The sequence below is a fragment of the Microbispora sp. NPDC046973 genome, assembly GCF_040644495.1.
GTDB lineage: Bacteria > Actinomycetota > Actinomycetes > Streptosporangiales > Streptosporangiaceae > Microbispora.
Genome location: NZ_JBEYWQ010000003.1, coordinates 352,623 through 374,958, shown reverse-complemented (window position 1 = coordinate 374,958; position 22,336 = coordinate 352,623). Strand labels below are relative to the sequence as shown.

The following is a 22,336-nucleotide window of genomic DNA, read 5'->3' as shown; positions in this document are numbered from 1 at the left end:
TCGGTGGCATGACGAGGTCCCGGGTCCGCGCCTTCCTGTGCGTCGTGGTCGTGGTGATGGTGCCTGCGCCGGCGATCCTCGCTCCCCCGCACGCGCTCGTCGTCGCCCTCTCCGCCACCCTGGCCGTCGCCGTCGCGCCGGCGCGCCTGCCCTACCGGCGGATCGGCCTCGCCCAGGCGGCGAGCGTCGTCGCGCTGGTCTCCTACGCCGTCACGTTCGCCTACCAGGGGCGGCACCAGCTGGCCGGGCTGTGGCTGCCCGTCGAGATGGGCGGGCTGCTGCTCCTTTTCGGACGGGTCGTACGGCGGCTGCCGGGGCGGCAGGCGGCGGTCATCGGAACGGCGCTCGGGATCGCGGCGGCAGTCGCGCTGCCGTTGCGGCTGACGCTGCGCATGCCCCGCCCGGCGGCGGAGGCGTCGATCATCGCCTGCCTCCTGTCGTTCATCGCCGTGGTCGCCGTGGCCGCCGTCGCGCTGTACCTCAGGTCGCTGGACGACCGGCGGGTGCGCGCGGTGGCGGACGCGCGGCGGGCCCAGCGGCTGGAGACGGCCCGCGACCTGCACGACTTCGTCGCCCACGAGATCACGGGGATCGTCCTGGAGGCCCAGGCGGCGCAGCTCGGCGCGCTCGATCCGCACGAGGCGCGCGAGCTCGCCGTACGCGTGGAGGAGGCGGGGCTGCGCGCGCTCGCGTCCATGGACCGCATGGTGAGCGCGCTGCGCGACCCGGACGAGCGGGCGGCGGAGGAGCCGCCGCCGACCCGGGTCTACGGCCTGGCCGACCTGCCCGACCTGGTCGGCCGTTTCTCCGCCACCGGAAGGATCCCGGCCAGGCTCGACATGCCCGGCGACCTTCCCCCGGTGGCGCCGGAGATCGCAAGCACCGCGTACGCCGTCGTGCTCGAGGCGCTGACCAACGTGCGGCGGCACGCCTCCTCCGCGACCGGGGTGGTGGTCGCGGTCGCTCCGGCCGACGGTCCGGCCCTGCGGGTGTGCGTCACCGACGACGACGGCGGCGGCGCGTCTCTCACCGGGCTCGCGGGGGACGACCGGCACGGCGGGGGCACCGGCCTGATCGGCCTGGCCGAGCGGGTGAAGGGGCTCGGGGGCGTGCTCCACGCCGGCCCCGGGGCGGCGGGGTGGCAGGTCAGCGCCGTCCTCCCCGTTCCGGAGGGCGCCCGGGGAAGGAGCCGGAGCCGCGCCGGCCGCTGAACGTCGCCATGGGGTCGCGGATATCTGCCGAACGGCAGATGCCCGCCCGGCCGCCCACAGCGGATCCTGCTCGGGACGGCTCAACCGGAGGATCCGAATGACTACGCGCAAGACGGTGTGGTGTGTCCTGGCGGTGCTCGCGGCGGCGGTTGTGAGCGGCTGCGCGGACGCCTCGAAGGCCACACCGGTGTCCCAGACCTTCTCGTTCAGCGGCAGGACGCTCGACGTGCGGGCGCACGACACCCCGACCGACCTCGTCTCGGCGGACAGGAAGGACATCAAGGTCACCCTGTGGTTCGACGTGCACGGCACCAATCCCCATTCCAGTCAGACGCTCGACGGGAACAGGCTCGATCTCGACGCGGGATGCTCCGGGTGGGCCGACTGCTCGGCCCGCTACCGGGTCGAGGTGCCTCGCGAGGTCAGGGTGCTGCGCGACGGCCGTAAGACGGACCTGCGCGGCCTGCCCGAGTAGGGGGACGAGATGATCGATACTCCGACGCTCGAACTGGTGGACGTCACCAAGATCTACAAGGGCGGCAGGCGCGCGGTCGACGGCCTCACCCTGCGGTGCGGCCCGGGACTGCTCGGCCTGCTCGGCCCGAACGGCGCGGGGAAGTCGACGCTGATGCGGATCTGCGCGACGGTCACCAGGCCGACCCGCGGCAGCGTCCTGTTCGACGGGACCGACGTGGTGTCCCGGCCCGACGCGCTGCGCGGGGTTCTCGGCTATCTCCCGCAGGACTTCGGCGTCTACCCGCACCTGACCTCGCGGGAGTTCCTCTCCTACCTCGCCGCGCTGAAAGGGCTGGCCGCGCGTACGGCGCGTGCGCGTGTCGACGAGCTGCTCGAACTGGTCAACCTCACGGAGGCGGTCCGGACGCCCCTCGGCGGATACTCCGGCGGCATGCTGCGCCGGATCGGCATCGCCCAGGCCCTGCTGACCGATCCGAGGGTGCTGATCGTGGACGAGCCGACGGCGGGGCTCGACCCCGAGGAGCGGGTGCGGTTCCGCGCCATACTCGCCGACCTGGCGGAGGACCGGGTGGTCCTGCTGTCCACGCACATCGTGTCCGACATCGAGTCCGTCGCGTCCGACGTCGCCGTCGTGGCCGGGGGACGGCTGCTGCGGCGCGGCACCCCCGAGGCGCTGCTCGCCGAGGTCGACGGCCACGTCTGGGAGACGGTCGCCGGGCCCGCCGAGGCCGCCGTCCTGCGGGAGCGCCACCCGGCCGGCCGGGTGATCCGCACGGTGGACGGCATCCGCCTGCGGCTCCTGTCGGACGCGCCGCCGGCCGCCGACGCCGTACGGGTGCCCCCCGACCTGGAGGACCTGTACCTCGCCGTCGTGGGCGGCGGCGTCCGGGAGGCGGCCCGATGACGGCACGGGTCGCGGGGCGGGTTTCGGCGGGGGTCACGGCGCGGGCGACGGTCGCGCTCGCCGTCGCCGACTTCCGGGAGCGGGTGCGGCGGCCCGCGTACGCGCTGATCCTGCTGGCGGCGGTCGGCCTGGCCCGGCTGGCCGTCCCGCCCGCGGACTCCAGGTGGGTGATCCTGGACGTCGGGGGCTACCGCGGCGTCTACACCAGCGCCTGGGTCGGAACGGCGACCGCGCTCGCCGGCGCCCTCTGGCTCACCGTGGGCGGCTTCTACCTGGTGCGCGACGCGATCGGCCGGGACGAGCGCACCCGCGTGGGCCAGCTCGTCGCCGCCACGCCGCTGCGCACCTCCGCCTATCTGCTGGGGAAGTTCCTCAGCGACTTCCTGGTGCTCGCGTCGATGGCGGCCGTGCTCGCGGTGACCGCGCCGATCATGCAGCTCGCCCGGGGCGAGTCCGCAGCCGTGGATCCGGTGGCGCTCCTGCTGCCCTTCGTGACGATCACGCTGCCGCCGCTGGCGCTGACGGCGGCGGCCGCGGTGCTGTTCGAAACCGTGCCGCTGCTGCGGGGCGGCGTGGGAAACGTCGTCTGGTTCGTCGTCTCCCTGGTCCTCCTGATCGGCGGCCAGTCGCGGAGGGCGCCTCTCGGCGGTCTCGGGGTGCACGCAGCTACTCAGTGGGCCGCCGACTCGATGCGCGCCGCCCTCGCCGCACAGAGCATCCACGTGCAGGGCGTCGACGTGCACGGCCGGGAGTTCAGCCTCGGCCTGACCGCCGTCGCCAGGCCGCTGCGCACCTTCCAGTGGGACGGCTTCTCCGTCACCGGCGCGTTCCTCGGCACCCGTCTCGTCCTCGTCCTGGTGGCGGTCGTCCTGGCGCTGCTGCCGTGTCTCTGGTTCGCCCGGTTCGACCCTTCGCGCCGTCTCACCGCCCCGGCCGTCACGCCGTACGAGCCGGGCGTCACCGCCGAGGGCAGCCGGCCGGCCTTCCTGACGACCCTCCGGACCGCGCCCTCGGGCACGCCGCGTCCGGGCCGGGCGTTGCGACGGCTTCTCGCCGGTGAGCTGCGCATCCTCCTCCAGGGCGTCTCACGCTGGTGGTGGCTCGTGGCCGCCGGGGTGACGGCGGCCGCCTTCGCCACGCCGGAGCCCGCGACCATGCTCCCGTTCGCCTGGATATGGCCGGTGCTGATCTGGTCGAGGCTGGGCACCCAACGGGTGGAGTACGGCGTGGAGGGGCTGCTCGGCGCCTATCCCGCACCCTGGCGCGGGCTGCTCGCGGAGTGGGCGGCGGGGGTCGTCCTCACGGCCGCGACCGGTGTGGGGCCCCTCGTCCGCATGGCGGTCGCCGCCGACTGGCCTGGAGTGGGCTCGTGGGCGGGCGGCGCGCTGCTGGTGCCCTCGCTCGCCCTGGCGCTCGGCGCGGCCTGCCGTACGCACCGGGTCTTCCAGGTCGTCTACCTCGGTCTGTGGTATCTCGTGGTCAACGGGACGGCGGCCGTCGACTACATGGGCGCGGTCCGTGTGGCGGGGCTGCCCGCCGGGCCGTCCCCGCTCGTCGTGACCGGCCTCGCCGCGGCCCTGCTCTGCGCCGCCCTGGCCGTCCGCACCGCCCGCCACGCGACCCGCTGACGAGGACCGCCGCCGTCGGGCAACATGAGCCGGGGTGGGGCGGGGGGCGCTACGGTCGGAGGGCCGCCAAGCGAAAGGTGCCCATGAAGCCCGCAGACCCGTCCTTCCCGCCTGTCCGCCGCCTCGGCCTCGGCGACCTGCCCCACTGCCTCGATGTGGCCCAGGACCGGTCCTGGCCGAGGGAGGAGCGCAAGTGGCGGCTCCTGCTGGAGAACGGCGAGGGCTTCGGCGTCGACGCCCCGGACGGCGGCGGCCTGGCGGGGACCGTCGTCCTCACCCGATACGACAGGACGGCGGCCGCGGTCGGCATGATGCTGGTCGCCTCCCGCTACAACGGGCGAGGGCTGGGACGCCGTCTCTTGAACCACGTCCTCGCGGCGGCCGGCGACGCGACCCTGTTCCTGTGCGCGACGGAGTACGGCCGGCCTCTGTACGAGAAGCTGGGCTTCGAGACGGTCGGCGTGATCGAGGCCCGGGTCGGCCGCTTCGACGCCGGCGACGGCCCGTACGGCGAGTCGGGTCCCGGCCGGAACGCCTCACGGCTCGCCGAACCCGGACGGGACCTGGCCGCGCTGTGCGCCCTCGACGTCGAGGTCTTCGGGGCCGACCGGTCGCGTCTGCTGGCCCGCCTGTTCGCCTTCGCCGAGCAGGTCAGGGTCGCCGAGCGGGACGGCGAGATCACCGGCTACGGTGCGGCCTGGCGGAGCGGCGACAGACTGTTCGTCGGCCCGATCGTCGCGGAGGACGACGAGAGCGCCCGCGCCCTCGTCACGGCCCTGGCCGGGGACTCGGTCGTCCCGGTCAGGATCGACCTCGACCACCGCCGCCAGCAGTTGATCTCGTGGCTCGCCGGACGCGGCCTGGCGCGGGCCTCCACGACGTCCTTCATGGTCCACGGCGGGCGGGCGCTCCCCGGCGACCGCTCCCGTCTCGTCGCCTCGTTCATGTCGGCGCTCGGCTGAGCACCGAGACGTGGGGCGCCGTCATCGGCTCGCACCGCAGCCGTCGTCCGCCAGATCGACCGAGCGCCCTGGACGACAGGCCCTGGACGACGGGCCCTAGACGATGGGCGGGCGGCCGAGGCGGAGCATGCGCCAGGCGGTGCGCCAGGCCATGGGACGGCGCTCGCCCGCCGGCTCGCGCAGCCCTTCGAAGAAGCCGCGGAACCACGCCTTGATCGCGGGCATCGAGCGCTCGCGTACGAGCGTGAGCACGACCCAGTTGAGCAGGTAGAACATCGCGAGCGGCCACGGCAGGTTGCGCCGGGCCAGCCAAACGCGGTTGCGGGCGTTCAGCCGGTAGAAGTCCGTGTGCCGGGACGGCAGCACCAGCGGGTGGTACATGACCGTCTCGGCGTCGTACTCGATGCGGTAGCCCTCGCCGAGCAGGCGCCAGGCGAGGTCGGTCTCCTCGTGGGCGTAGAAGAACTTCTCCGGCAGCCCGCCGACCTGCAGGAACGCCGACTTCCTGATGGCGCAGGCGCCGCCGAGGAAGGTCGTCACCGGGGAGGACCGCTCGGGGTCGCCGGCCCGCAGGCGGGGCACGTGCCGCCGCTGCACCGAGCCGCCCTCGGGGTCCATCACCCGGAAGCTGATCACGGCGAGGTCGGGCTCGTGCGTGAACCGCTCGCGGACGTGCGCGGCGACCTTGGAGTTGGCATACCAGCCGTCGTCGTCCAGGAACAGGACGATGTCGCCCGAGCACTCCTGCACGCCGCGGTTGCGCCCCTCGGGGATGCCCGCGTTGTACTCCAGCCGTACGGTCTTGATGCTCGCGGCGGTGCCGGGCAGCGGCTGGACGGTCAGCTCCGGCACGTCCGCGCCGTTGCCGACGATGACCACCTCGATGTCGCCGTCGGTCTGGGTGAGCGCGGATTCCACCGCCCGGTCGAGCTCGGCGATCCTGTTGCCCATAGTGAGGATGACACAGGAGATTTTCACCGCGTCATCGCCTCGACGTGGGGCGCACTACACACGACTTCATGATCACCGAGTCTGTATGGCCGGGCAATCCGGAATCTGCCTGGTTTACCGTGGCATAAGGGTATCGGAACTGCCACCAAACCCCTACCCAACGGCGAATGTACGGCCGGTCGGCTGTGCCTCCCGCTCACCATCGCGGCGCTCATATCCGCTCGGTCGTGCCGGAGGCGCGCCATGAACCCCCCTCGTCGCGCTCTGGTCGCTTCGCTCCCGCGCGCTCCTCAGTCCAGACCGGCGGCGCGCCCCTCCGGATCGCTCTAATGAAAGCCCGCGCGGGAAACGACGCGCTCATGACAGCCGCCGGGAGGCGAGGATGCTGACCAGGTGCAGCACGAGCTGGACTCCCGCGATGACGACGCAGGCGACCACGAGGATGCGGGTGGCGGAGAACCAGTTGTCGAGCACCGCCGCGACCACGACGATCAGCGACAGCTCGACGGCCTGGATCACCCGGTGGAACCGCAGCGCCGCCGCGGCCCTGCGGGCCAGCGCGAGCCGCGGCGAGGTGAACTGCTGCGCCGCCGCCTCGGTGGTCGCCACCAGGCCCGACCGGGCGCGGGCGACGTCGACGAGGTCGGTCTCCGACTTGATCAGGATCGCGCCGAGCGCCGCCGCCAGGCCCATCACCGTGTACCAGTCGGGCAGGGTCTCCGAGGCCCGGAAGCCCAGCCCGATCAGCAGCGCCGCCTCGGCGAAGTAGTGCCCGACCCGGTCGAGATAGACCCCGGTGATCGAGGTGCGGCCGGTCCACCGGGCCAGCTCCCCGTCCGAGCAGTCGAGCAGCAGATAGATCTGGATGAGCAGGGCCGCGCCCAGCGCCGCCCACAAGCCCGGGAGGGCGAGCACGGCGCCCGCCGCCACCCCGCACAGGATCATCAGACCGGTGACCTGGTTCGGCGAGATGGGGGTCTTGGCCAGCAGCCAGGTGGCGTAGATGGACAGGCGCCGCATGTACAGCAGGCCGGCCCAGTGCTCGCCGCTGCGGCGGTCCATGGTGGTCTGCGGCTGGGCGACCGCGCGAAGCTCAGCGACCGACGGCGCGGACATAGTCCTCAACTCTCCCACGGACCTCGTGCTCCGACAGCCGGAGGTGCTCAAGGATGGTGTAGCGGCCGGGCCGGGTGCTGGGGGCCAGCATCACCGCGGCCGTGAACTGGTCGATCGACAGGCCGACGTCGCCCGGTGCGACGGGCAGGCCGTGCCGCCTGAGGCAGCCGGTCACCTGGCCGAGCCGGTGCGCGTCCTCACGGAGGAAGTAGCAGAACGCCGCGCCGATGCCGGCCAGCTCACCGTGATTGGAGGTGCCGGGGAAGAGCTGATCCACAGCATGAAGGATCTCATGATCGCCGCCACTCGCCGGACGGCTTGACCCTGCGATGACCATCGACATCCCGGACAGGATCAGCGCCTCGGCGAGCACGGTCAGGAACGCGTCCGACTCGACCGAGTCCGGCCGGCCGAGCACGGCCTCGGCGGCGGTGCGCGACATGGAGATCGCCAGCCCGTCGATGGGCTCGCCCCGCTCGGTGTTGCCGAGCTGCCAGTCCTCGATGGCGGACAGGTTGCTGAGCACGTCGCCGATTCCAGACCGGACGAGCGAGGACGGGGCGTCGTGGACGAACTCGAGATCGACCATGATCGCCAGTGGCATGGGGACGCCGAACGAGCCCTTGCCGCCCTCGTACACGAGCGATGCCACCGGCGAGCAGATGCCGTCGTGCGAGAGGTTGGTGGCGACCGCGACCATCGGGATGCCGGCGAGCGACGCGGCGTACTTGGTGGCGTCGATCGTCTTGCCGCCGCCGACGCCGACCACCGCCTCGTAGTTGCCCTTGCGCAGGTCCGCGCCGAGTGACACGGCGGCGTCCACGGTGCCGTCCGCCACCCGGAGCACCTTGGCCTCACCCAGCGACGGCGCGATGACCTCCGCGATGCGGTCGCCCTGCCCGACGCCGACCGCGACCGCGACCCGGCCGGAGGTGGCCACCCTGCTGTCGGCGAGCAGGGTGCCGAGCTGCGCGATCGCGCCCCGCCGCACCTCCATCGTGAGAGGCGCGGGGAGCATCCTTGCCAGAATCGGCATGCGAACTCCTCAGAAGACCGCGGAAATCAGTAACGGCACGCGATCTCACGGGCCTTCGCGAGGTCGTCGTGGTTGTCCACCTCGACCCACTCGACCTTGCCGATCGGCGCGACGGCGATCTTCTCGCCGCGCTCGACCATCTCCTGGTAGCCGTCTTCGTAGTAGAGCTGCGGGTCGCGCTCGAAGGTGGCCTTCAGCGCGTCGGCCAGCCGCTCGGCCGCGGCGGGCCGGATCAGCGTGGCGCCGATGTACTCGCCGTACGCCTCGGCAGGGTCCATCAGCTTGGTGATCCGCTTCAGCCGGCCGTCCTCCAGTGTGACCTTCATCTCCTCGTCCGCCAGCGACTTCACGTCGTCGACGGCGAGCAGGATGTCGGAGGTGTCCTCGGCGGCCAGCAGGGTCCGCTCCACCGACACGGGGTGGACGGTGTCGCCGTTGACCAGCAGCGCGCCCTGGGAGAAGTAGTCGCGGGCGCACCACAGGGAGTAGGCGTTGTTCCACTCCTCGGCCTTGTCGTTGTGGACAAGCGTGAGCGTCACCCCGTGGCGCCGCTCCAGGTCGGCCTGCCGTTCCCGTACGGCCTGCGCCTGGTAGCCGACGATCACCACGACCTCGCGGAGGTCCACGGCCGCCAGGTTACGCAGGGCGATGTCGAGGATCGTGGTTTCACCGTCGACCGGCACCAGCGCCTTTGGCAGCGTGTCGGTGTACGGCCGCAGGCGACGTCCGGCTCCGGCGGCCAGCACCATTCCGAGCAATTTCCCGCACTCCTTGAGGTCGAGCGTCAGACAGTAACCCCAAAGGTTAGTTGGCTCGGCACCCCGCTTGGGTAATCCACCGTTGGTCTGACGTTAATCCTGGGCTGCCGGTTCCACGGCCTCGTCGGGAGTGCGGGGGGCGGCGAGCCAGCAGGTCAGGCTCTCCCAGCCGAACAGGGCCCACAGGTAGAGCGCGAGCAGCACGAACACGGCGGTCATCACGTCGAGCAGGCCGCCCATGGCGACGACGAGCATCCGGCCGTCCCAGCCCAGCCCGGCCGTCGCCAGCCACGGCGGCGGATACACGTGCTGGCGCAGCCGGTAGACCGTGTCGTAGTGGTGGAAGGCCATCGCGCCGATCAGCGCGACGATGAGCGCCGGTGGGACGGAGCGGGCGAACCCGGCCGAGGCGATGAAGCCGTACTCGGTCAGCCGCAGGATCGGCGGCGCCAGCCAGTCGAGCCTGCCGTCGTGCCGGTGGGCGCTGCCCGCCCCGGCCAGCAGCAGGGCCACCGCCGGGGCGAAGACCGCGAAGTCGTCGGCCCCGGCGATGCCGAGCACCAGCAGCACGGCGGTCACGAAGGCCCCCGCGACCGCGGGCGGCAGCGGCGGGAGCTGCCCGGCCACGAGCAGCCCCATCGCCTTCGACAGCGGGCCGTCGTCGCGGTAGGCCACCACGGCGCTGGGCGGCACCGGCGTCATGTGCACGGAGATCGCGCCCCGGGACTTCCCGCCGGCCTCACGGGGGCGCCGACTCATGCCACCTCCTCGCCTTCGGCTCGCAGTGGCATGCGCCAGACGCTGCGTTGACTGATTCGCTCGCTACGCTCGCTCATGCGAAGGACCTCGCCATCCGCCCGGCGGCCGTGTAGGCCAGGGCCACCGCGCCCCAGCCCAGCAGCGCGAGGAACGTCACCCGCGCGTCGAACAGCGCGGCCGTCACCGAGATCAGCGCCATGCGCTCCCCAATCGGCAGGACGATCATCTTCTTCGCCCAGTAGGCCACGCCCCTCGCGCCGCTCAGCGCGTCGAGCCGCCGCGACAGCGCCAGCACCGATCCGGTGCCCTTCGCGGCGGCCGCCGCGGGCGCCTCGTCCCAGGGCACGGCCATCGGACGCGGGGCCGCCGCCCGCAGGCCCGCCGCCCTGGCCCGGTCGGCCACCGCTCCCGCGTAGGAGAAGTCGACCATGTGGCGGATGGTCTGGAGGATCATCGCGCCCACCGCCAGAGCCCAGATCTCCCACGGCTCCCGCGATCCGGCGAAATATCCGGCCGCCAGGCCGACGTACACCAGGTATTCCTTGAGCCGGTCGCAGATGGCGTCGAGCCAGCTCCCGAGCGGGGAGAAGCGGCGCGTGTACCTGGCGAGCTGGCCGTCCAGGCAGTCGAGCACGAACGACAGGTAGAGCGCGGCGGCGCCGACCACGAGCCCCGCCCGGCGGCCGTCGGAGAACCAGATCGCGGCGATGGCGGCGAACCCGACCGAGATGCCGGTGACCGTGTTCGGGGTCAGGCCGAGACGGGCGGCCGGGCGGATGAGGTGACGCGACCACGAGCTGACGCAGTACGTGGTGAAGAAGCCGTCGCCGCTCTTCACCGCGGCGTCGAGCCTGGCCTGCGCCTCGTCGACGTCGGCCAGCTCGCGCACCGCGCGCTCGGCGGCAGGGCGCGTGCCGGCCCGCCCGCAGTGCAGGGTGTTCAGCGCGACGGCGTGCACCTGCACGCCCGCCCGCACCAGGCCCGTGAGCAGCAGTTCGGGAACCTCGCCGTCGCCGACCCGACCGAGGTGGCGGCGCTGGGCCAGGTCGGCCAGGTCCTCGGCGATGTCGGCCAGGCCGGCCAGGTGGGCCTCCCCGACCTGGAGGACGCCGCGGAACGTGCCGTTGGCCCACTCGACCTCGTGGAAGGACGTGCCCGCAGACACGACGCGGCCCCACTCGGTCCGTACGGGCGGCCGCAGTGGGGCCGGGTCGCCGCTGGCGACGATCGCGCCGGTCGGGCGCGCGGGATGTTCGAGCAGCAGCGACAGCGCCTCGGTGTGCGCGACCACGTCGGCAGCCAGCACGGCGACCGGGGAGGTCGAGGCGCGGGCCGTCTTGGCCACGATCCGCAGGTCCTCGGCGAGCCCGTCGCTGACGCAGATCTGGTGGCGCGGGCCGCTGCTGTCCGCGTCCCTCTCCCACCCTCCCGCCTGGGTGTCCTGGCTGCGCACCACGACCAGCACCTCGCGGACCGGCAGCGTGAGGAGCTGGGCGGTGAGCCGCTCCAGGAGGCTGCCGTCGGACCGGGCGCCGTCGGACCAGGGCAGCCCGGCGGCCGGCGAGGTCGCGAGGACGACCGCCACCGTCTCTGTGTCCCGTGACGTACCGGGCTTACTCGGATCCGCCCCCATATGGAAACCCGCTTCACGTCGATCGCACGTGCTCACCTCGCAAAGTAACCGAGTGATCACTAGGTGGCAATCACCTTCTCCGGCTTCCGGCACGGGTATGGTCTCCTCCGGGGAGGACATCATGATCGCCGAATCGCGTCTGCGCAGGGTGGGGGTGGTGCTGGCCGGCGGCGTCGGCCAGCGCGTGGGCCTCAACACCCCGAAACAGCTTCTGAAGATCGCCGGGAAGACGATCCTGGAGCACACCCTCGACGTGTTCGACGGCCACCCGGAGATCGACGAGGTCGTCGTCCTGATGGCCCCCGGCTTCGTCGCGGAGGCCGAGGAGCTCGTCAGGAGGAACGGCTACACCAAGGTCGGCCGGGTGCTCGAAGGAGGCGCGAGCCGCACCGAGACGACCTGGCGGGCGCTGTGCGCGCTGGGCGAGCAGGAGTGCGACGTGCTGCTGCACGACGCCGTACGGCCGCTGATCGAGCCGCGCATCATCAGCGAGTGCGTGGCCGCGCTCGAACGCTACGAGGCGGTCGAGGTGGCGATCCCCTCCTCCGACACGATCGTGGTGGCCGCGCCGGGCCCGCGCGGCGACATCATCCGCGACATCCCCGACCGCTCGCGGCTGCGCCGGGGGCAGACCCCGCAGTGCTTCCGGCTGTCGGTGATCCGGGCGGCGTACGAGCGGGCCCTCGCCGACCCCGAGTTCCCCTCGCTGCCCACGACGGACGACTGCGGCGTCGTGCTGCGTTACCTGCCCGACGTGCCGATCTACATCGTGCCCGGCAGCGAGCACAACATGAAGGTCACCCATCCGGTCGACGTCTTCATCGCCGACAAGCTCTTCCAGCTCGCCGAGAACACCGCGCCCGCGCTGGACGAGGATGCCTACCGGGCCGGGCTGGAGGGCCGCACGCTCGTGGTCTTCGGCGGCAGCTACGGCATCGGCGCGGACATCGTCGCGCTGGCCAGAGGGTACGGCGCGAGCGTCCACTCGTTCTCCCGCAGCCAGAACGGCGTGCGCGTCGAGGACGTCGCCGCCGTGGAGGACGCGCTCGCCCGGGTGTACGCCGAGACCGGCAGGATCGACTACGTCGTCAACACGGCGGGCGTGCTGCACATGGGCAAGCTCGGCGAGGCCGGGCAGCACACGATCGAGGAGACCATCGGGGTCAACTACCTCGGACCGGTCAACATCGCCCGCGCGTCCGTGAAGTACCTGATGGAGACCCGCGGCCACCTGCTGCTCTACACCTCCTCGTCCTACACCCGCGGCCGGGCCGACTACAGCCTCTACTCCTCCACGAAGGCCGCCGTCGTCAACCTCACCCAGGCGCTCGCCGACGAGTGGGCCTGCCAGGGTGTCCGCGTCAACTGCGTCAACCCCGAGCGCACCGCCACCCCCATGCGGCTGCGCGCGTTCGGCGACGAACCCGCCGGAACGCTTCTCTCCCCCGCCGCCGTCGCCCGCACCAGCATCGACGTGCTGCTGTCCCGTCTCACGGGACAGGTCGTGGACGTACGGCTCAGCCGATGACCGCAACCATGTACGGAGGGACGGGCGCTCGCCCATGGGGGGAAACATCACGGGGCGCAGAGCCCCGAACACACTGGTCGCGATAGTCCGGCGGCCGGCGCTGAGAAGCCTTGCCGGCGGGCGCAGGGGCGCGTTCACCGCGCTCACGCTCGCGTCATACCCGGCCCTGCTCGCGGCCGCCCTGTGGCCGCTGCCCGCGACCTTCGCGGTGCTCGTGCCGCTGTCGTACGCCGCGGAGATCGCACTGCCCGGCCGGGCGGCGGGGGCGCTGAGCCGGGCCCATCTCGGGGCCACGGTCCGCTTCCTGTCGCGTGAGACGGCCGCCGTCGTGCTGCTGGCGCGGCTGGCGCCGGGCCGGCCGTTGTGGTTCGCGGCGCTGGCGGCCGGGCTGTTCCTGTTCCACGGCCTGCGTGCCGTGCAGACGTGGCTCTCCGAGCACGTCGACCGCCGGCACAACCAGATGCCGGTGGTGACCCGCAACATCGACCTGCCCGCGCTGCGGATCCCGCCCGCGCCGCCCCACGCGCTGCTCACCTGGCGCGGTGCCCGGCTGCTCTACCTCGACGCGCTCGCGGTCGTGCCCGCGGCGGCGACGGCGCCCATGGGCCTGGGCTGGACGGGCGTGGCGGGCGCCGGCGCGGCCCTGATGCTGGAGCTCACCGCCGTGGTCGCGCTGCTGGCCCACGCGAGGCGGGCCAGGCACCTGGGCGACCGGCGGCGGGTCCTCGCTGCCGTGGACGACTGGGTCGCGGCCTACCGGCCCGAGGTCGTCATGTACTTCTCGGGACCGGCCACGGCGGTCTACCAGGCCACCATGTGGCTCGGCACGCTGGAGCGGATCACGCCGAGGACGCTGGTGGTGCTGCGCGAGCGGCCGCTGGCCGCGGCCCTCGGCCCGACGAGGCTGCCCGTCGTGTGCATCCCCTCGTCGGTCGACCTCATGAACTTCCGCGCGCTCGACGGCGTGCGGGTCGCGCTGTTCCCCGCCAACGTCGGCAACAACATCCACATGCTCCGGGTGCCGGGGGTGCGGAGCGTGTTCATCGGCCACGGCGACAGCGACAAGGAGGCGTCCTTCAATCCGTACACGAAGGTGTACGACGAGGTCTGGGTGGCCGGGCCGGCCGGGCGGGACCGCTACCTGCGCGCCCAGGTGGGCGTGCGGGACGAGGTCGTCGAGGAGGTCGGCCGGCCCCAGCTCGCCGGGGTGCTGCGCACCAGCCCGTACGCCGAAGGGGCGGCGCCGCACCAGACCGTCCTGTACGCGCCCACGTGGGAGGGGTGGAGCGACGACCTGTTCCACAGCTCGCTCGTCGCCATGGGACCGGCGATCGTGCGCGCCCTGCTCGACCAGCCGGTGCGGGTGATCTACAAGCCCCATCCGCTCACCGGGCACCGCTCACCGGCGGCCAGGGCGGCGCATCGGAAGATCATGGCTCTGCTGGGCGAGAGCACGGGAATGCCCCACGTCGCCGTGACGGGCCGGGAGCCGTCGCTCTACGAGTGCTTCAACGAGGCCGACGTGCTGGTCTCCGACATCTCCAGTGTGGTGTCGGACTTCGTGGCCAGCGGCAAGCCGTACGTCGTGGCCAACGTGGCGGGCCTTCCCGCGGACCGGTTCCGCGAGCGTTATCCGGCCGCCGGGGCGGCGTACCTGCTCGGGCCCGACCTGGCGGAGCTGCCCGACATCCTGCGCCGCCTCGGCGTGCCCGGGGAGGACGACATGGCCGCGGCCCGGCGGGCCCTGCGCGCCTACCTGCTCGGCGCCGACCACCCGGACCCGCTGACCCGCTTCGAGGAGGCCGTACGGCGTGCCGCCGCCCGCGCCGAGGCCCGCGCCCGCTCCCTCGGCCTCGAAGCCCTTGCCCCTTCCGCCCGCGACTGAACGAGCCGAGGAGAGTTCTATGGATGCCGACGACGAGCCGCCCAGGCCCGCTCTGGCGTCGGTGCCCGGCCGGCCGCTGCCCAGAACCCCGCGCGAACTGTTCGATGCGCTGCCTCCGCTGCCCGGACTGCGGACAGAGGTGATCGACGGACGGCTCATCACCCGCCTGCGGGACGCTCCCGAACACGGTCAAGCCGCCATGCGCCTGTTCCGCGCGTTCATCCCCCTCATGGACGAGCGGGGATGGGAGGCCTTCAGCGGCAACGTGGACGTGTGCATCGACGGCAGTCGCGATCCGGTAGAGCCGGACTTCGTCATCGCACCGGTCGACTGCCCACGCTGGGGGAACCGGGAGTTGTTCTCCAGCGGGCTTCTGCTGGTCGCCGAAGTGGTCTCAAAGGGAAGCGCGGAGGACGACCGCCTCAAGAAGCCGGCGATCTACGCCGGGGGCGGGGTCCCGGTGATGCTCCTCGTGGACCCGCTGACGAGGCCCGCCTCGGTCACGGTCTACAGCGACCCCAAGGAGGGTCAGTACCAGGTGACCTCGACGGTGCCGTTCGGGCGGGAGATCCAGGTCCCCCACCCGATCGGCTTCACGCTGGACACCTCAGTCTTCGAAGAGGTCCTCTAGGCTCGCCCGTTCCGGCTTGGGACGGGGCTTGCTGAGCTTCGGGGGGCTGGTCAGGAAGCCCGTCCCCCACGAGATGTGCATGGTGGCGTACACCAGCGGCAGGCGCGCGAGCGCGGCACCCGGCAGCCCGCGTCCGGTGAGGACCGAACCCGCGAGGATCGCCGCGAGGTAGCCCGCGGGGATGATCAGGCCGGGCCAGAAGAAGGGCGAGACCACCAGGCCCAGCGCCATCGCCGCCACAGCGGCGGGCGGGGCGAGGTAGCGCAGGTTGATCGTGCCCTGGTGGGTGCGGGAGACGACCCGCCGCCAGCGGCCGTAGTGGAAGTACTGCTTGGCCAGGGCGCGCGCGTTGGGCCGGGGACGGTAGGTGACGCGCATCCTCGGCTGGAACCACACCAGCCCGCCGGTCTCCCGGATGCGGTGGTTCATCTCCCAGTCCTGCGCGCGCAGGAAGTGCTCGTCGTAGCCGCCCACCCGGTCGAGGGCGCTGCGGCGGAAGACGCCCAGGTAGACGGTGTCGGCCGGGCCGGCCTCCCCGCCCGTGTGGAACCGCGCGTTGCCCACGCCGATCTTCGAGGTCATGGCGCAGGCCACCGCCTGCTCGAACGGCGTGATCCCCTCGGCGGCCATGATGCCGCCGACGTTGTCCGCACCGGTCTGCTCCAGCGTCTCCACGGCCGTACGCAGGTAGTCGCGGGGCAGGATCGCGTGCCCGTCGACCCGCGCGACGATGGGGTTGCGGGAGGCCGCGATGGCGGCGTTCAGCGCGTTGGGGGTGCGGCCGGTGGGGTTCGGCACGACGACGACGCGGCGGTCCTCGGCCGCGATGGCGTCGGCCACCTCCTGCGTGCGGTCATGGGAGGGGCCCACGCTGATGACGACCTCGAGAGGGCCCTCGTAGTCCTGTTCGAGTACCTGCCGTACGGCGTCGCGCAGGTGCCGCTCCTCGTTGAGCACCGGCATGATCACCGAGATCGGCGGCCAGTTCCGCGCGGGATTCTGGCGCGACTGTCGCGAGTCGGGAAAGGGCTTCATGGCGGCGCTCACGCTACTGTACGGAGGGGTGGAGACGGCAACCGGAGGACGGGAATGCCCGGCGACCATGAGGAGGACTCCGGCGTCCGCGTAGGGGGCGACGGGTACGGCGGGGTGAGGCTGACGGCGCAACGCGCCCGCCGGCGGAGGACGAACCTCCGATCCCTGGTCATTTCGGGCTCGCTGTCCGGAGTGGTGCTGATCGGCTCGGGCGTCGCGTGGGTGTCGTCGGACTACGCCGCCAGGCAGATCGAGGCGGTGGACGCGGGCACGAGCGAGACCGGGTCCCGGGGGGCGATGAACATCCTGCTCGTGGGCGTGGACAGGCGCGACAACCTGACCAGGCGCCAGCAGAACCAGCTCCACCTCGGCCGCGACGTCGGCGAGCGCACCGATACGATGATGGTGATCCACCTGTCGGAGGACCACGACAAGGTCACCGTGGTCAGCCTGCCGCGGGACACCTGGACGACGATCCCCGGCAAGGGCGAGCACAAGATCAACTCTGCCTACCAGTTCGGCGGCGCGAAGCTGGCCGTGAAGACGGTGGAGCAGGCGACGGGGCTGCGCATCAACCACTACGTCGAGGTCAACGTGCTCGGGTTCATCGACGTGGTGGAGTCGCTGGGCGGCGTCACCGTCTGCACCCCCGTGCCCATCGACGACCCGAAGACCAAGCTGAACCTGCAGCCGGGCACGTACACGCTGGACGGCGTCAACGCGCTCGCGTACGCCCGCACGAGGGCCACGGCCCGCTCCGACCTCGACCGCATCGACCGGCAGCAGCAGGTCATCTCCGCCCTGCTCAACAAGGCGCTCAGCAGCGGCACGCTGGCCAATCCGGTCAGGCTGAAGGGGTTCCTCGACTCCACCTTCAGGACGCTCAGGGTGGACCAGGAGCTGCAGAAGGACCTGCTCGGCATGGTCAGCCAGTTCAAGGAGGTCTCGACCGACGACGTGTCGTTCGCGACCGTGCCGCTCGCCGACGTGAACTACCACGCGCCGACGGGCGAGTCGGCGGTGCTGTGGGACAAGACGGCCGCCCGTGACCTGTTCCAGCGGATCGACGCCGACCAGTCCCTCGTCAAGCCGCCGGCGCAGGCCTCGGCGTCTCCTTCCGGCAGCCCCGCGGCGTCGGCGAGCCCTGCGTCCTCTTCTGCGTCCTCCCCGGCGGCCTCTCCGACGGCGCTCACGATCCCGCCGGGCCGAATCTCGGTCAAGGTGCTCAACGGCACGCTCGTCACCGGCCTCGGCGCGACCACGAAGGCCCGCCTCGTCGAGGCCGGGTTCATGGTGCCGTCGCCCCCCGGCGACACGGCCCGCCGCGACTTCGCCACCACCGTCATCCGCTACCCGCCCGGCCGCGAGGACTCGGCGCGTACGGTGGCCGCCGCCATCCCGGGCGCCGAGTTGCGCGAGCAACCGGACGTCACCGGCATCGAGGTCGTCGTGGGCCAGAAGAACCACGACGTCAAGAAGGTGACGGTGGCCGCGCCGGAGGGCTCCGCCACGCCGGCGACGCCCTCGCCGCAGGCGACCCCCTCGGCCCGCACCGCCACGCAGAACATCTGCAAGAAGACGCCGACTCAGTGAACGTACATGCCCGAACGGCGCCGGCACTGATGAAACGGGAAGACCGGAAAGACCGTAAGTATCGTGATATCCACCTGAACCTTGCGCTGTCGGTGGAGACTGTCCATGCTGGCCTAAAGATCCTCTGAACCACCCCCGCCGCGCCGACGCCTTGCACCACGGAACCCCTGTTGGTGCCCGACGGGCGGGCGCGCCGGCAGGTACGCCCTCACCTTGCTGTTCCGCACCGACGCGACAGGGAGTGGCCGGTGGAGTTTCGACTGTTGGGGCCGGTCGAGGTGACGGTCGCCGGGGCGCCGGTCCCGCTGGGGGGAGTCAAACCGAAGACGCTGCTGGCCGCGCTGCTGCTCGAACAGGGGCACGTCGTGCCGACACACCGTCTGATCGACATCATCTGGCCGGACAGTCCACCGGGGACGGCGAAGGCCGCGATCCAGACCTACGTCAAGACGTTACGCCAGGCGCTGGCCCGCGCCGGCGCTCGGGACGTGATCGTCACCCGGGCTCCGGGCTACCTGGCCCAGATCCCCGCCGGATCGCTGGACGTCGACGTGTTCGAACAGCGCATGGCCGACGCACGCTCGGCGTCCACGTCCGAGGAGACCTCCGAGTCGTTCGATGCCGCGCTGGCGTTGTGGCGCGGGCCCGCCCTCGCCGGGCTGAGTGATTCACCGCTGGCCGGGGAGGCCGCCCGGTTGGAACAGCTTCGGCTGACCGCCACCGAGGAACGCATCGCGGCGGACCTGGCGCTGGGCCGGCATGGCCGGCTGGTGGCGGAACTGGCCGCGCTGGTCGGGCGCCATCCGGTCAACGAACGGCTGCGCGGCCAGTACATGACGGCTCTGTACCGGCTCGGCCGCCAGTCCGACGCGCTGGCCGCGTTCCGGCAGGGCAGGCGAATCCTGGCCGAGGACCTCGGGATGGACCCGGGGCCGGAGCTGACCGCCCTCCACCACGCCATCCTTCGCGGCGACCTTTCCCTGCTGGCACCGCCGTCCGGAAAGACGGTCCGCCTCGCCGTACCGGCCCAGTTGCCGTTGGCGCCGGCCGACTTCACCGGCCGTCTCGCGCAGAGCACGGCCCTGGTGACGGCGCTGGTGTCGGGAGAGGCCCCGACGATCCAGGTCGTCGCGGGCCGGGCCGGCAGCGGCAAGTCCGCCCTGGCGATCCACGTCGCCCACCAGGTCGCGGACGCCTTCCCCGACGGCCGGCTGTACGCCGAGCTCCGCGGGATGAGCGAGGCTCCCGCCGATACGGGTGAAGTGCTCGGGAGGTTCCTGCGGGCGCTCGGGGTGGACCAGGCCGACCTCCCCGCCGCCACCGCCGAGCGAACCGAGCTCTATCGAAGCCTGCTGGCCGGACGCCGGGTGCTGGTGCTTCTGGACGACGCCGCCGGGGAGCCGCAGGTGCGCCCACTGCTGCCGGGTGGCACCAGTGGCGTACTGATCACCTCACGTAACCGGCTCGGAGGACTCAGCGGTGTGCGCCGTACCGACCTGGACGTCCTCGGACCCGCCGAGGCCGTCGAGTTGCTGGCCCGGATCGTGGGACCCGAGCGGGTGGCCGCCGAGGGGGCGGTGGCCCATGACATCGTCGATCTCTGCGGCCGGCTGCCGCTGGCGATCCGCATCGCCGGGGCCCGGCTGGCCACCAGGCAGCGATGGCCGCTGCGGCTGCTCGCCGACCGGCTGGCCGACGAGCGGCGCAGGCTGGACGAGCTGGCGATCGCCGACCTGGAGGTGCGGTCCGGCTTCGAGCTGAGCTACCGGGGACTGGACGACGACGAACGCCTGGCGCTGCGGCGGCTCGGTCACCTGGGGCTTCCGGAATTCTCCCCGTGGATCGTCGCCTGGCTGTGCGACATCGACGACAAGCTCGCGGAAGACATCGTGGAACGCCTGGTCGACGCCCAGATGGTGGACTTCAGCCGGGTCGACGACCTGGGCACGCTACGCTACCGGATGCACGACTTGGTGCGCATTTACGGACGCGAGCGCGCGGAGGCGGAGGAGCCGTCCGAGCGGCTCACGGCGGCCGTGGGCCGGGTGCTCGGGGGCTGGCTCGCCCTGGCCGACCAGGTGGCGGCCGACGCCCCGTCCGATGAGATCGGCTGGATGCACCCCGCCGCGGCCGCTCCGGTGATCCCGGACGCGCTGATCGCGCAGGTGCTGGCGGCTCCGCACGACTGGTTCGAGATCGAACAGCCCGCGCTGGTCGTCGGTCTGGAGCGCGCCGCCGTGCTGGGCCTGCACGACATGGTCTGCCGGTTCGCCTCCGCGCGACTCGGCCCGTCGTTCCTCGGCGTCAACAGGTTCGAGTCGCGGGAGCGGATCAACGGTGCGGCGCTGGCCGCGGCTCGCCGGGCGGGCGACCGGCACGGCGAGGCGACCATGCTCGCCGAACTGGGCCGCCTTCGCTACCTCCAGGACCGGTTCCCGGAGGCGCGCCACGTCCTGGGCGACGCACTCGCCGCCTTCCGGGAGTTGGGCGACGCGCGCGGCCTGGCCGTGGCGCTGGCCGGACTCGGCGGGACCTGCCGGGAGACGGGCCGCCTGGTCGAGGCGCTGCACTTTCTGGACCAGGCCGACGTCCTGCTCACGGACCTCGGCGACGATCTCGGTGTCGCGTACCTGCGGCGGCTGGCCGCCTCGGTGCGACTGCAGCGTGGGGACTATCCGGCCGCCTGGTCCGGTCTGGAGGAGTCGCTGGCCCGCTACCGCCGCCTCGGCAGCCGCCGCGGCGAGGGGGTGGTCTTGCGCACCATCAGCCTGTTCCATAGGGCGACTGGCCACTACGACGCGGCCATCGAGACCGCCGACGCCGCGACGGCCATCTTCGTCCAGCTCGGCGATCGGCTGCTGGAGGCCTATTCCGTCCGGGCGTGCGCCAAGGCCCGGCTCCGGCTGGGCCAGACGCGGCAGATTCTGGCCCCGCTGGAAGGCGTGCTGTCAACCTGTCAGGCCATGGGAGACCGGTGGGGGCTGGGAATGGCCCTGCGTACCCTGGGCGAACTGCACCTCGCCGAGGGCCACCTGACGGACGCCGCCGCCTGCCTCGCCTCCGCCATGGAGGTGTGGGCGGGCATGGAGGCCCCGCTCTGGCAGGCCCGCACGGAACACACCCTGGCCCTGCTGCACGAGGCGAGCGGCGACGCCGAGACGGCGGCGACGATCCGGGCGGGAGTGCTGAAGATCTTCCACGACCACGGCGCACGCGAATACAGCGAGCTCAACGGCGACGCGCCCGCGTTCTGAAACCTCCAGAAGAGCCGCTGAAAACCACCTTCCCTGAACTTTCACCGTGTTTTCAGCGCCTCGATCGAACCTTTCGGTGCACGGACGACATCCCCTCTCCCACCGGAAGGTCCCCATGACGATCAACCGCCTCATCTCCGGCGCAGTCAGCATCACGGCGGCGGTGTCCCTCGGCTTCGCAGGGGCGGCGGTGACCACCCTCACGATCGCCACGCCGGCTCACGCCGCCTCGACCGCCGGCGGTCAGATCACCCCCGCCGAGATCCTGGCCCGCGCCCAGTACTGGGTAGACCAGGGCTACACCTATCTGAACAGCTCGGACAGAAGCACCTGGCGGACGGGGCCCGCCGGGAGCGAACGGTACCGCCGCGACTGTTCCGGGCTGGTGTCGATGGTGTGGCACCTGCCGGAGGACTACTACGACACCAGCGTCTTCGAGAGCTGGATCGGCACCAAGATCACTCGCCTGGGCGGCTTCAACGACCTGAAACCCGGCGATGCGATCCTCCGCGTCGGCTACAAGGGGCTCTCGGACCATATGGAGCTGTTCGCCTTCTGGAAGAACAACGACAACCACGCCGAGGGCGCCTACTTCTACTCGTTCAACGAGACCGGCGAGACGGTGCGCAACCCGTACAAGCAGAGCAACAATGGCAAACTCGGCTTCCGTTCTTTGAGCGACATCACCACGAACTTCGAGCACGCGATCCACTACAACAAGAACATCGACGACGTCCGGCCGGTGGTCGATCCGCAGGCGGGGCGGTTGGTGGATTTCGACGGTGACGGCAGGACCGACGTCCTGGGGCTCGGCGTCGGCGGCAACGACCTGTGGATGGTGCCCGGCACCAGCACCCCCGGCAACCCCTCACGCGGCCAGAGCATCCACCTGTCCGACGGATGGAAGACCGTCACCCGCTACTGGGTCGCCGACTACGACAGCGACGGCAAGACCGACCTACTCGGCCTCAACGG

18 protein-coding genes are annotated in these 22,336 nt (G+C 72.0%); 11 read left to right on the top strand and 7 right to left on the bottom strand.

Translation table 11 applies throughout. The features are described from left to right. Positions 1–8: 8 nt before the first annotated feature. The 5 genes from ABZ860_RS08880 to ABZ860_RS08860 all read left to right on the top strand — a co-directional run bounded on the left by ABZ860_RS08880 (position 9) and on the right by ABZ860_RS08860 (position 5,182). Entirely contained in the window at positions 9–1,211 is a 1,203-nt protein-coding gene (locus tag ABZ860_RS08880; RefSeq protein WP_357217095.1) for a histidine kinase, read from the top strand. Between the two features lie 97 nt (positions 1,212–1,308). Continuing rightward, positions 1,309–1,686, top strand: a complete 378-nt coding sequence (locus tag ABZ860_RS08875) for a hypothetical protein (RefSeq protein WP_357217093.1) — start codon at positions 1,309–1,311, stop codon at positions 1,684–1,686. A 9-nt stretch (positions 1,687–1,695) separates the two neighbouring features. Further along, the gene (locus ABZ860_RS08870; RefSeq protein ID WP_357217090.1) at positions 1,696–2,592 is read left to right on the top strand and encodes an ABC transporter ATP-binding protein; all 897 of its coding nucleotides are present in this window, start codon (positions 1,696–1,698) and stop codon (positions 2,590–2,592) included. Next, positions 2,589–4,220 (top strand): hypothetical protein, encoded by a 1,632-nt coding sequence (locus tag ABZ860_RS08865; RefSeq protein ID WP_357217087.1) that lies wholly within the window; start codon positions 2,589–2,591, stop codon positions 4,218–4,220. The genes ABZ860_RS08870 and ABZ860_RS08865 overlap by 4 nt, the downstream gene beginning before the upstream one ends. 83 nt (positions 4,221–4,303) lie before the next feature. After that, positions 4,304–5,182, top strand: a complete 879-nt coding sequence (locus ABZ860_RS08860; RefSeq protein WP_357217084.1) for a GNAT family N-acetyltransferase — start codon at positions 4,304–4,306, stop codon at positions 5,180–5,182. A 96-nt stretch (positions 5,183–5,278) separates the two neighbouring features. Here the strand turns inward: ABZ860_RS08860 and ABZ860_RS08855 are convergent, their stop codons facing one another. The 6 genes from ABZ860_RS08855 to ABZ860_RS08830 all read right to left on the bottom strand — a co-directional run bounded on the left by ABZ860_RS08855 (position 5,279) and on the right by ABZ860_RS08830 (position 11,387). Continuing rightward, the gene (locus ABZ860_RS08855) at positions 5,279–6,160 is read right to left on the bottom strand and encodes a glycosyltransferase (RefSeq protein ID WP_357217081.1); all 882 of its coding nucleotides are present in this window, start codon (positions 6,158–6,160) and stop codon (positions 5,279–5,281) included. 330 nt (positions 6,161–6,490) lie between these two features. Next, positions 6,491–7,249, bottom strand: a complete 759-nt coding sequence (locus tag ABZ860_RS08850) for a CDP-alcohol phosphatidyltransferase family protein (protein ID WP_357217078.1) — start codon at positions 7,247–7,249, stop codon at positions 6,491–6,493. Then, positions 7,227–8,267, bottom strand: a complete 1,041-nt coding sequence (locus tag ABZ860_RS08845; protein WP_357217615.1) for an iron-containing alcohol dehydrogenase family protein — start codon at positions 8,265–8,267, stop codon at positions 7,227–7,229. Before ABZ860_RS08845 ends, ABZ860_RS08850 begins: the two co-directional genes overlap by 23 nt. Before the next feature lie 44 nt (positions 8,268–8,311). Beyond that, a complete protein-coding gene (locus ABZ860_RS08840) occupies positions 8,312–9,043 on the bottom strand; it encodes a phosphocholine cytidylyltransferase family protein (RefSeq protein WP_357217076.1) in 732 nt (243 codons plus the stop codon). Between the two features lie 93 nt (positions 9,044–9,136). Beyond that, the gene (locus tag ABZ860_RS08835) at positions 9,137–9,802 is read right to left on the bottom strand and encodes a DUF5941 domain-containing protein (protein ID WP_357217073.1); all 666 of its coding nucleotides are present in this window, start codon (positions 9,800–9,802) and stop codon (positions 9,137–9,139) included. A gap of 73 nt (positions 9,803–9,875) precedes the next feature. Then, positions 9,876–11,387: a CDP-alcohol phosphatidyltransferase family protein gene (locus ABZ860_RS08830; protein ID WP_357217070.1), complete on the bottom strand. Its 1,512-nt coding sequence runs from the start codon at positions 11,385–11,387 to the stop codon at positions 9,876–9,878. A gap of 169 nt (positions 11,388–11,556) precedes the next feature. Here ABZ860_RS08830 and ABZ860_RS08825 point away from each other — a divergent pair, with 169 nt between their 5' ends. The 3 genes from ABZ860_RS08825 to ABZ860_RS08815 are packed head-to-tail and all read left to right on the top strand — an operon-like array spanning position 11,557 to position 15,479. Next, complete coding sequence (locus ABZ860_RS08825; protein ID WP_357217068.1) at positions 11,557–12,963, top strand: bifunctional cytidylyltransferase/SDR family oxidoreductase; 1,407 nt, start codon at positions 11,557–11,559, stop codon at positions 12,961–12,963. 34 nt (positions 12,964–12,997) lie between these two features. Beyond that, a complete protein-coding gene (locus ABZ860_RS08820) occupies positions 12,998–14,848 on the top strand; it encodes a CDP-glycerol glycerophosphotransferase family protein (RefSeq protein WP_357217065.1) in 1,851 nt (616 codons plus the stop codon). A gap of 19 nt (positions 14,849–14,867) precedes the next feature. Then, positions 14,868–15,479 carry a Uma2 family endonuclease gene (locus ABZ860_RS08815; RefSeq protein ID WP_357217062.1) on the top strand — a complete coding sequence of 204 codons (612 nt, stop codon included), beginning with the start codon at positions 14,868–14,870 and terminating at the stop codon, positions 15,477–15,479. Here the strand turns inward: ABZ860_RS08815 and ABZ860_RS08810 are convergent. Next, a complete protein-coding gene (locus ABZ860_RS08810) occupies positions 15,456–16,514 on the bottom strand; it encodes a glycosyltransferase family 2 protein (protein ID WP_357217058.1) in 1,059 nt (352 codons plus the stop codon). The two genes, ABZ860_RS08815 and ABZ860_RS08810, sit on opposite strands and share 24 nt — an antisense overlap. Positions 16,515–16,568: 54 nt before the next feature. Between ABZ860_RS08810 and ABZ860_RS08805 the strand changes: the two genes are divergently transcribed. From ABZ860_RS08805 to ABZ860_RS08795, 3 genes are all read left to right on the top strand, one after another. Continuing rightward, positions 16,569–18,107 carry an LCP family protein gene (locus ABZ860_RS08805; protein ID WP_357217055.1) on the top strand — a complete coding sequence of 513 codons (1,539 nt, stop codon included), beginning with the start codon at positions 16,569–16,571 and terminating at the stop codon, positions 18,105–18,107. A 248-nt stretch (positions 18,108–18,355) separates the two neighbouring features. Then, entirely contained in the window at positions 18,356–21,361 is a 3,006-nt protein-coding gene (locus ABZ860_RS08800) for a BTAD domain-containing putative transcriptional regulator (RefSeq protein WP_357217052.1), read from the top strand. A 115-nt stretch (positions 21,362–21,476) separates the two neighbouring features. After that, positions 21,477–22,336, top strand: an 860-nt coding sequence (locus tag ABZ860_RS08795; RefSeq protein WP_357217049.1) for a VCBS repeat-containing protein, incomplete at its 3' end; no start/stop codon positions are given.

What these genes read in the sequence shown, in the direction of transcription:
- ABZ860_RS08865 (WP_357217087.1), top strand. Translation starts at nt 2,589, where the DNA reads ATGACGGCACGGGTCGCGGGGCGGGTTTCGGCGGGGGTCACGGCGCGG.
- ABZ860_RS08805 (WP_357217055.1), top strand. Translation starts at nt 16,569, where the DNA reads ATGCCCGGCGACCATGAGGAGGACTCCGGCGTCCGCGTAGGGGGCGAC.
- ABZ860_RS08850 (WP_357217078.1), bottom strand. Translation starts at nt 7,249, where the DNA reads ATGTCCGCGCCGTCGGTCGCTGAGCTTCGCGCGGTCGCCCAGCCGCAG.
- ABZ860_RS08835 (WP_357217073.1), bottom strand. Translation starts at nt 9,802, where the DNA reads ATGAGTCGGCGCCCCCGTGAGGCCGGCGGGAAGTCCCGGGGCGCGATC.
- ABZ860_RS08845 (WP_357217615.1), bottom strand. Translation starts at nt 8,267, where the DNA reads ATGCTCCCCGCGCCTCTCACGATGGAGGTGCGGCGGGGCGCGATCGCG.
- ABZ860_RS08810 (WP_357217058.1), bottom strand. Translation starts at nt 16,514, where the DNA reads ATGAAGCCCTTTCCCGACTCGCGACAGTCGCGCCAGAATCCCGCGCGG.
- ABZ860_RS08825 (WP_357217068.1), top strand. Translation starts at nt 11,557, where the DNA reads ATGATCGCCGAATCGCGTCTGCGCAGGGTGGGGGTGGTGCTGGCCGGC.
- ABZ860_RS08875 (WP_357217093.1), top strand. Translation starts at nt 1,309, where the DNA reads ATGACTACGCGCAAGACGGTGTGGTGTGTCCTGGCGGTGCTCGCGGCG.
- ABZ860_RS08820 (WP_357217065.1), top strand. Translation starts at nt 12,998, where the DNA reads ATGGGGGGAAACATCACGGGGCGCAGAGCCCCGAACACACTGGTCGCG.
- ABZ860_RS08880 (WP_357217095.1), top strand. Translation starts at nt 9, where the DNA reads ATGACGAGGTCCCGGGTCCGCGCCTTCCTGTGCGTCGTGGTCGTGGTG.
- ABZ860_RS08860 (WP_357217084.1), top strand. Translation starts at nt 4,304, where the DNA reads ATGAAGCCCGCAGACCCGTCCTTCCCGCCTGTCCGCCGCCTCGGCCTC.
- ABZ860_RS08815 (WP_357217062.1), top strand. Translation starts at nt 14,868, where the DNA reads ATGGATGCCGACGACGAGCCGCCCAGGCCCGCTCTGGCGTCGGTGCCC.
- ABZ860_RS08870 (WP_357217090.1), top strand. Translation starts at nt 1,696, where the DNA reads ATGATCGATACTCCGACGCTCGAACTGGTGGACGTCACCAAGATCTAC.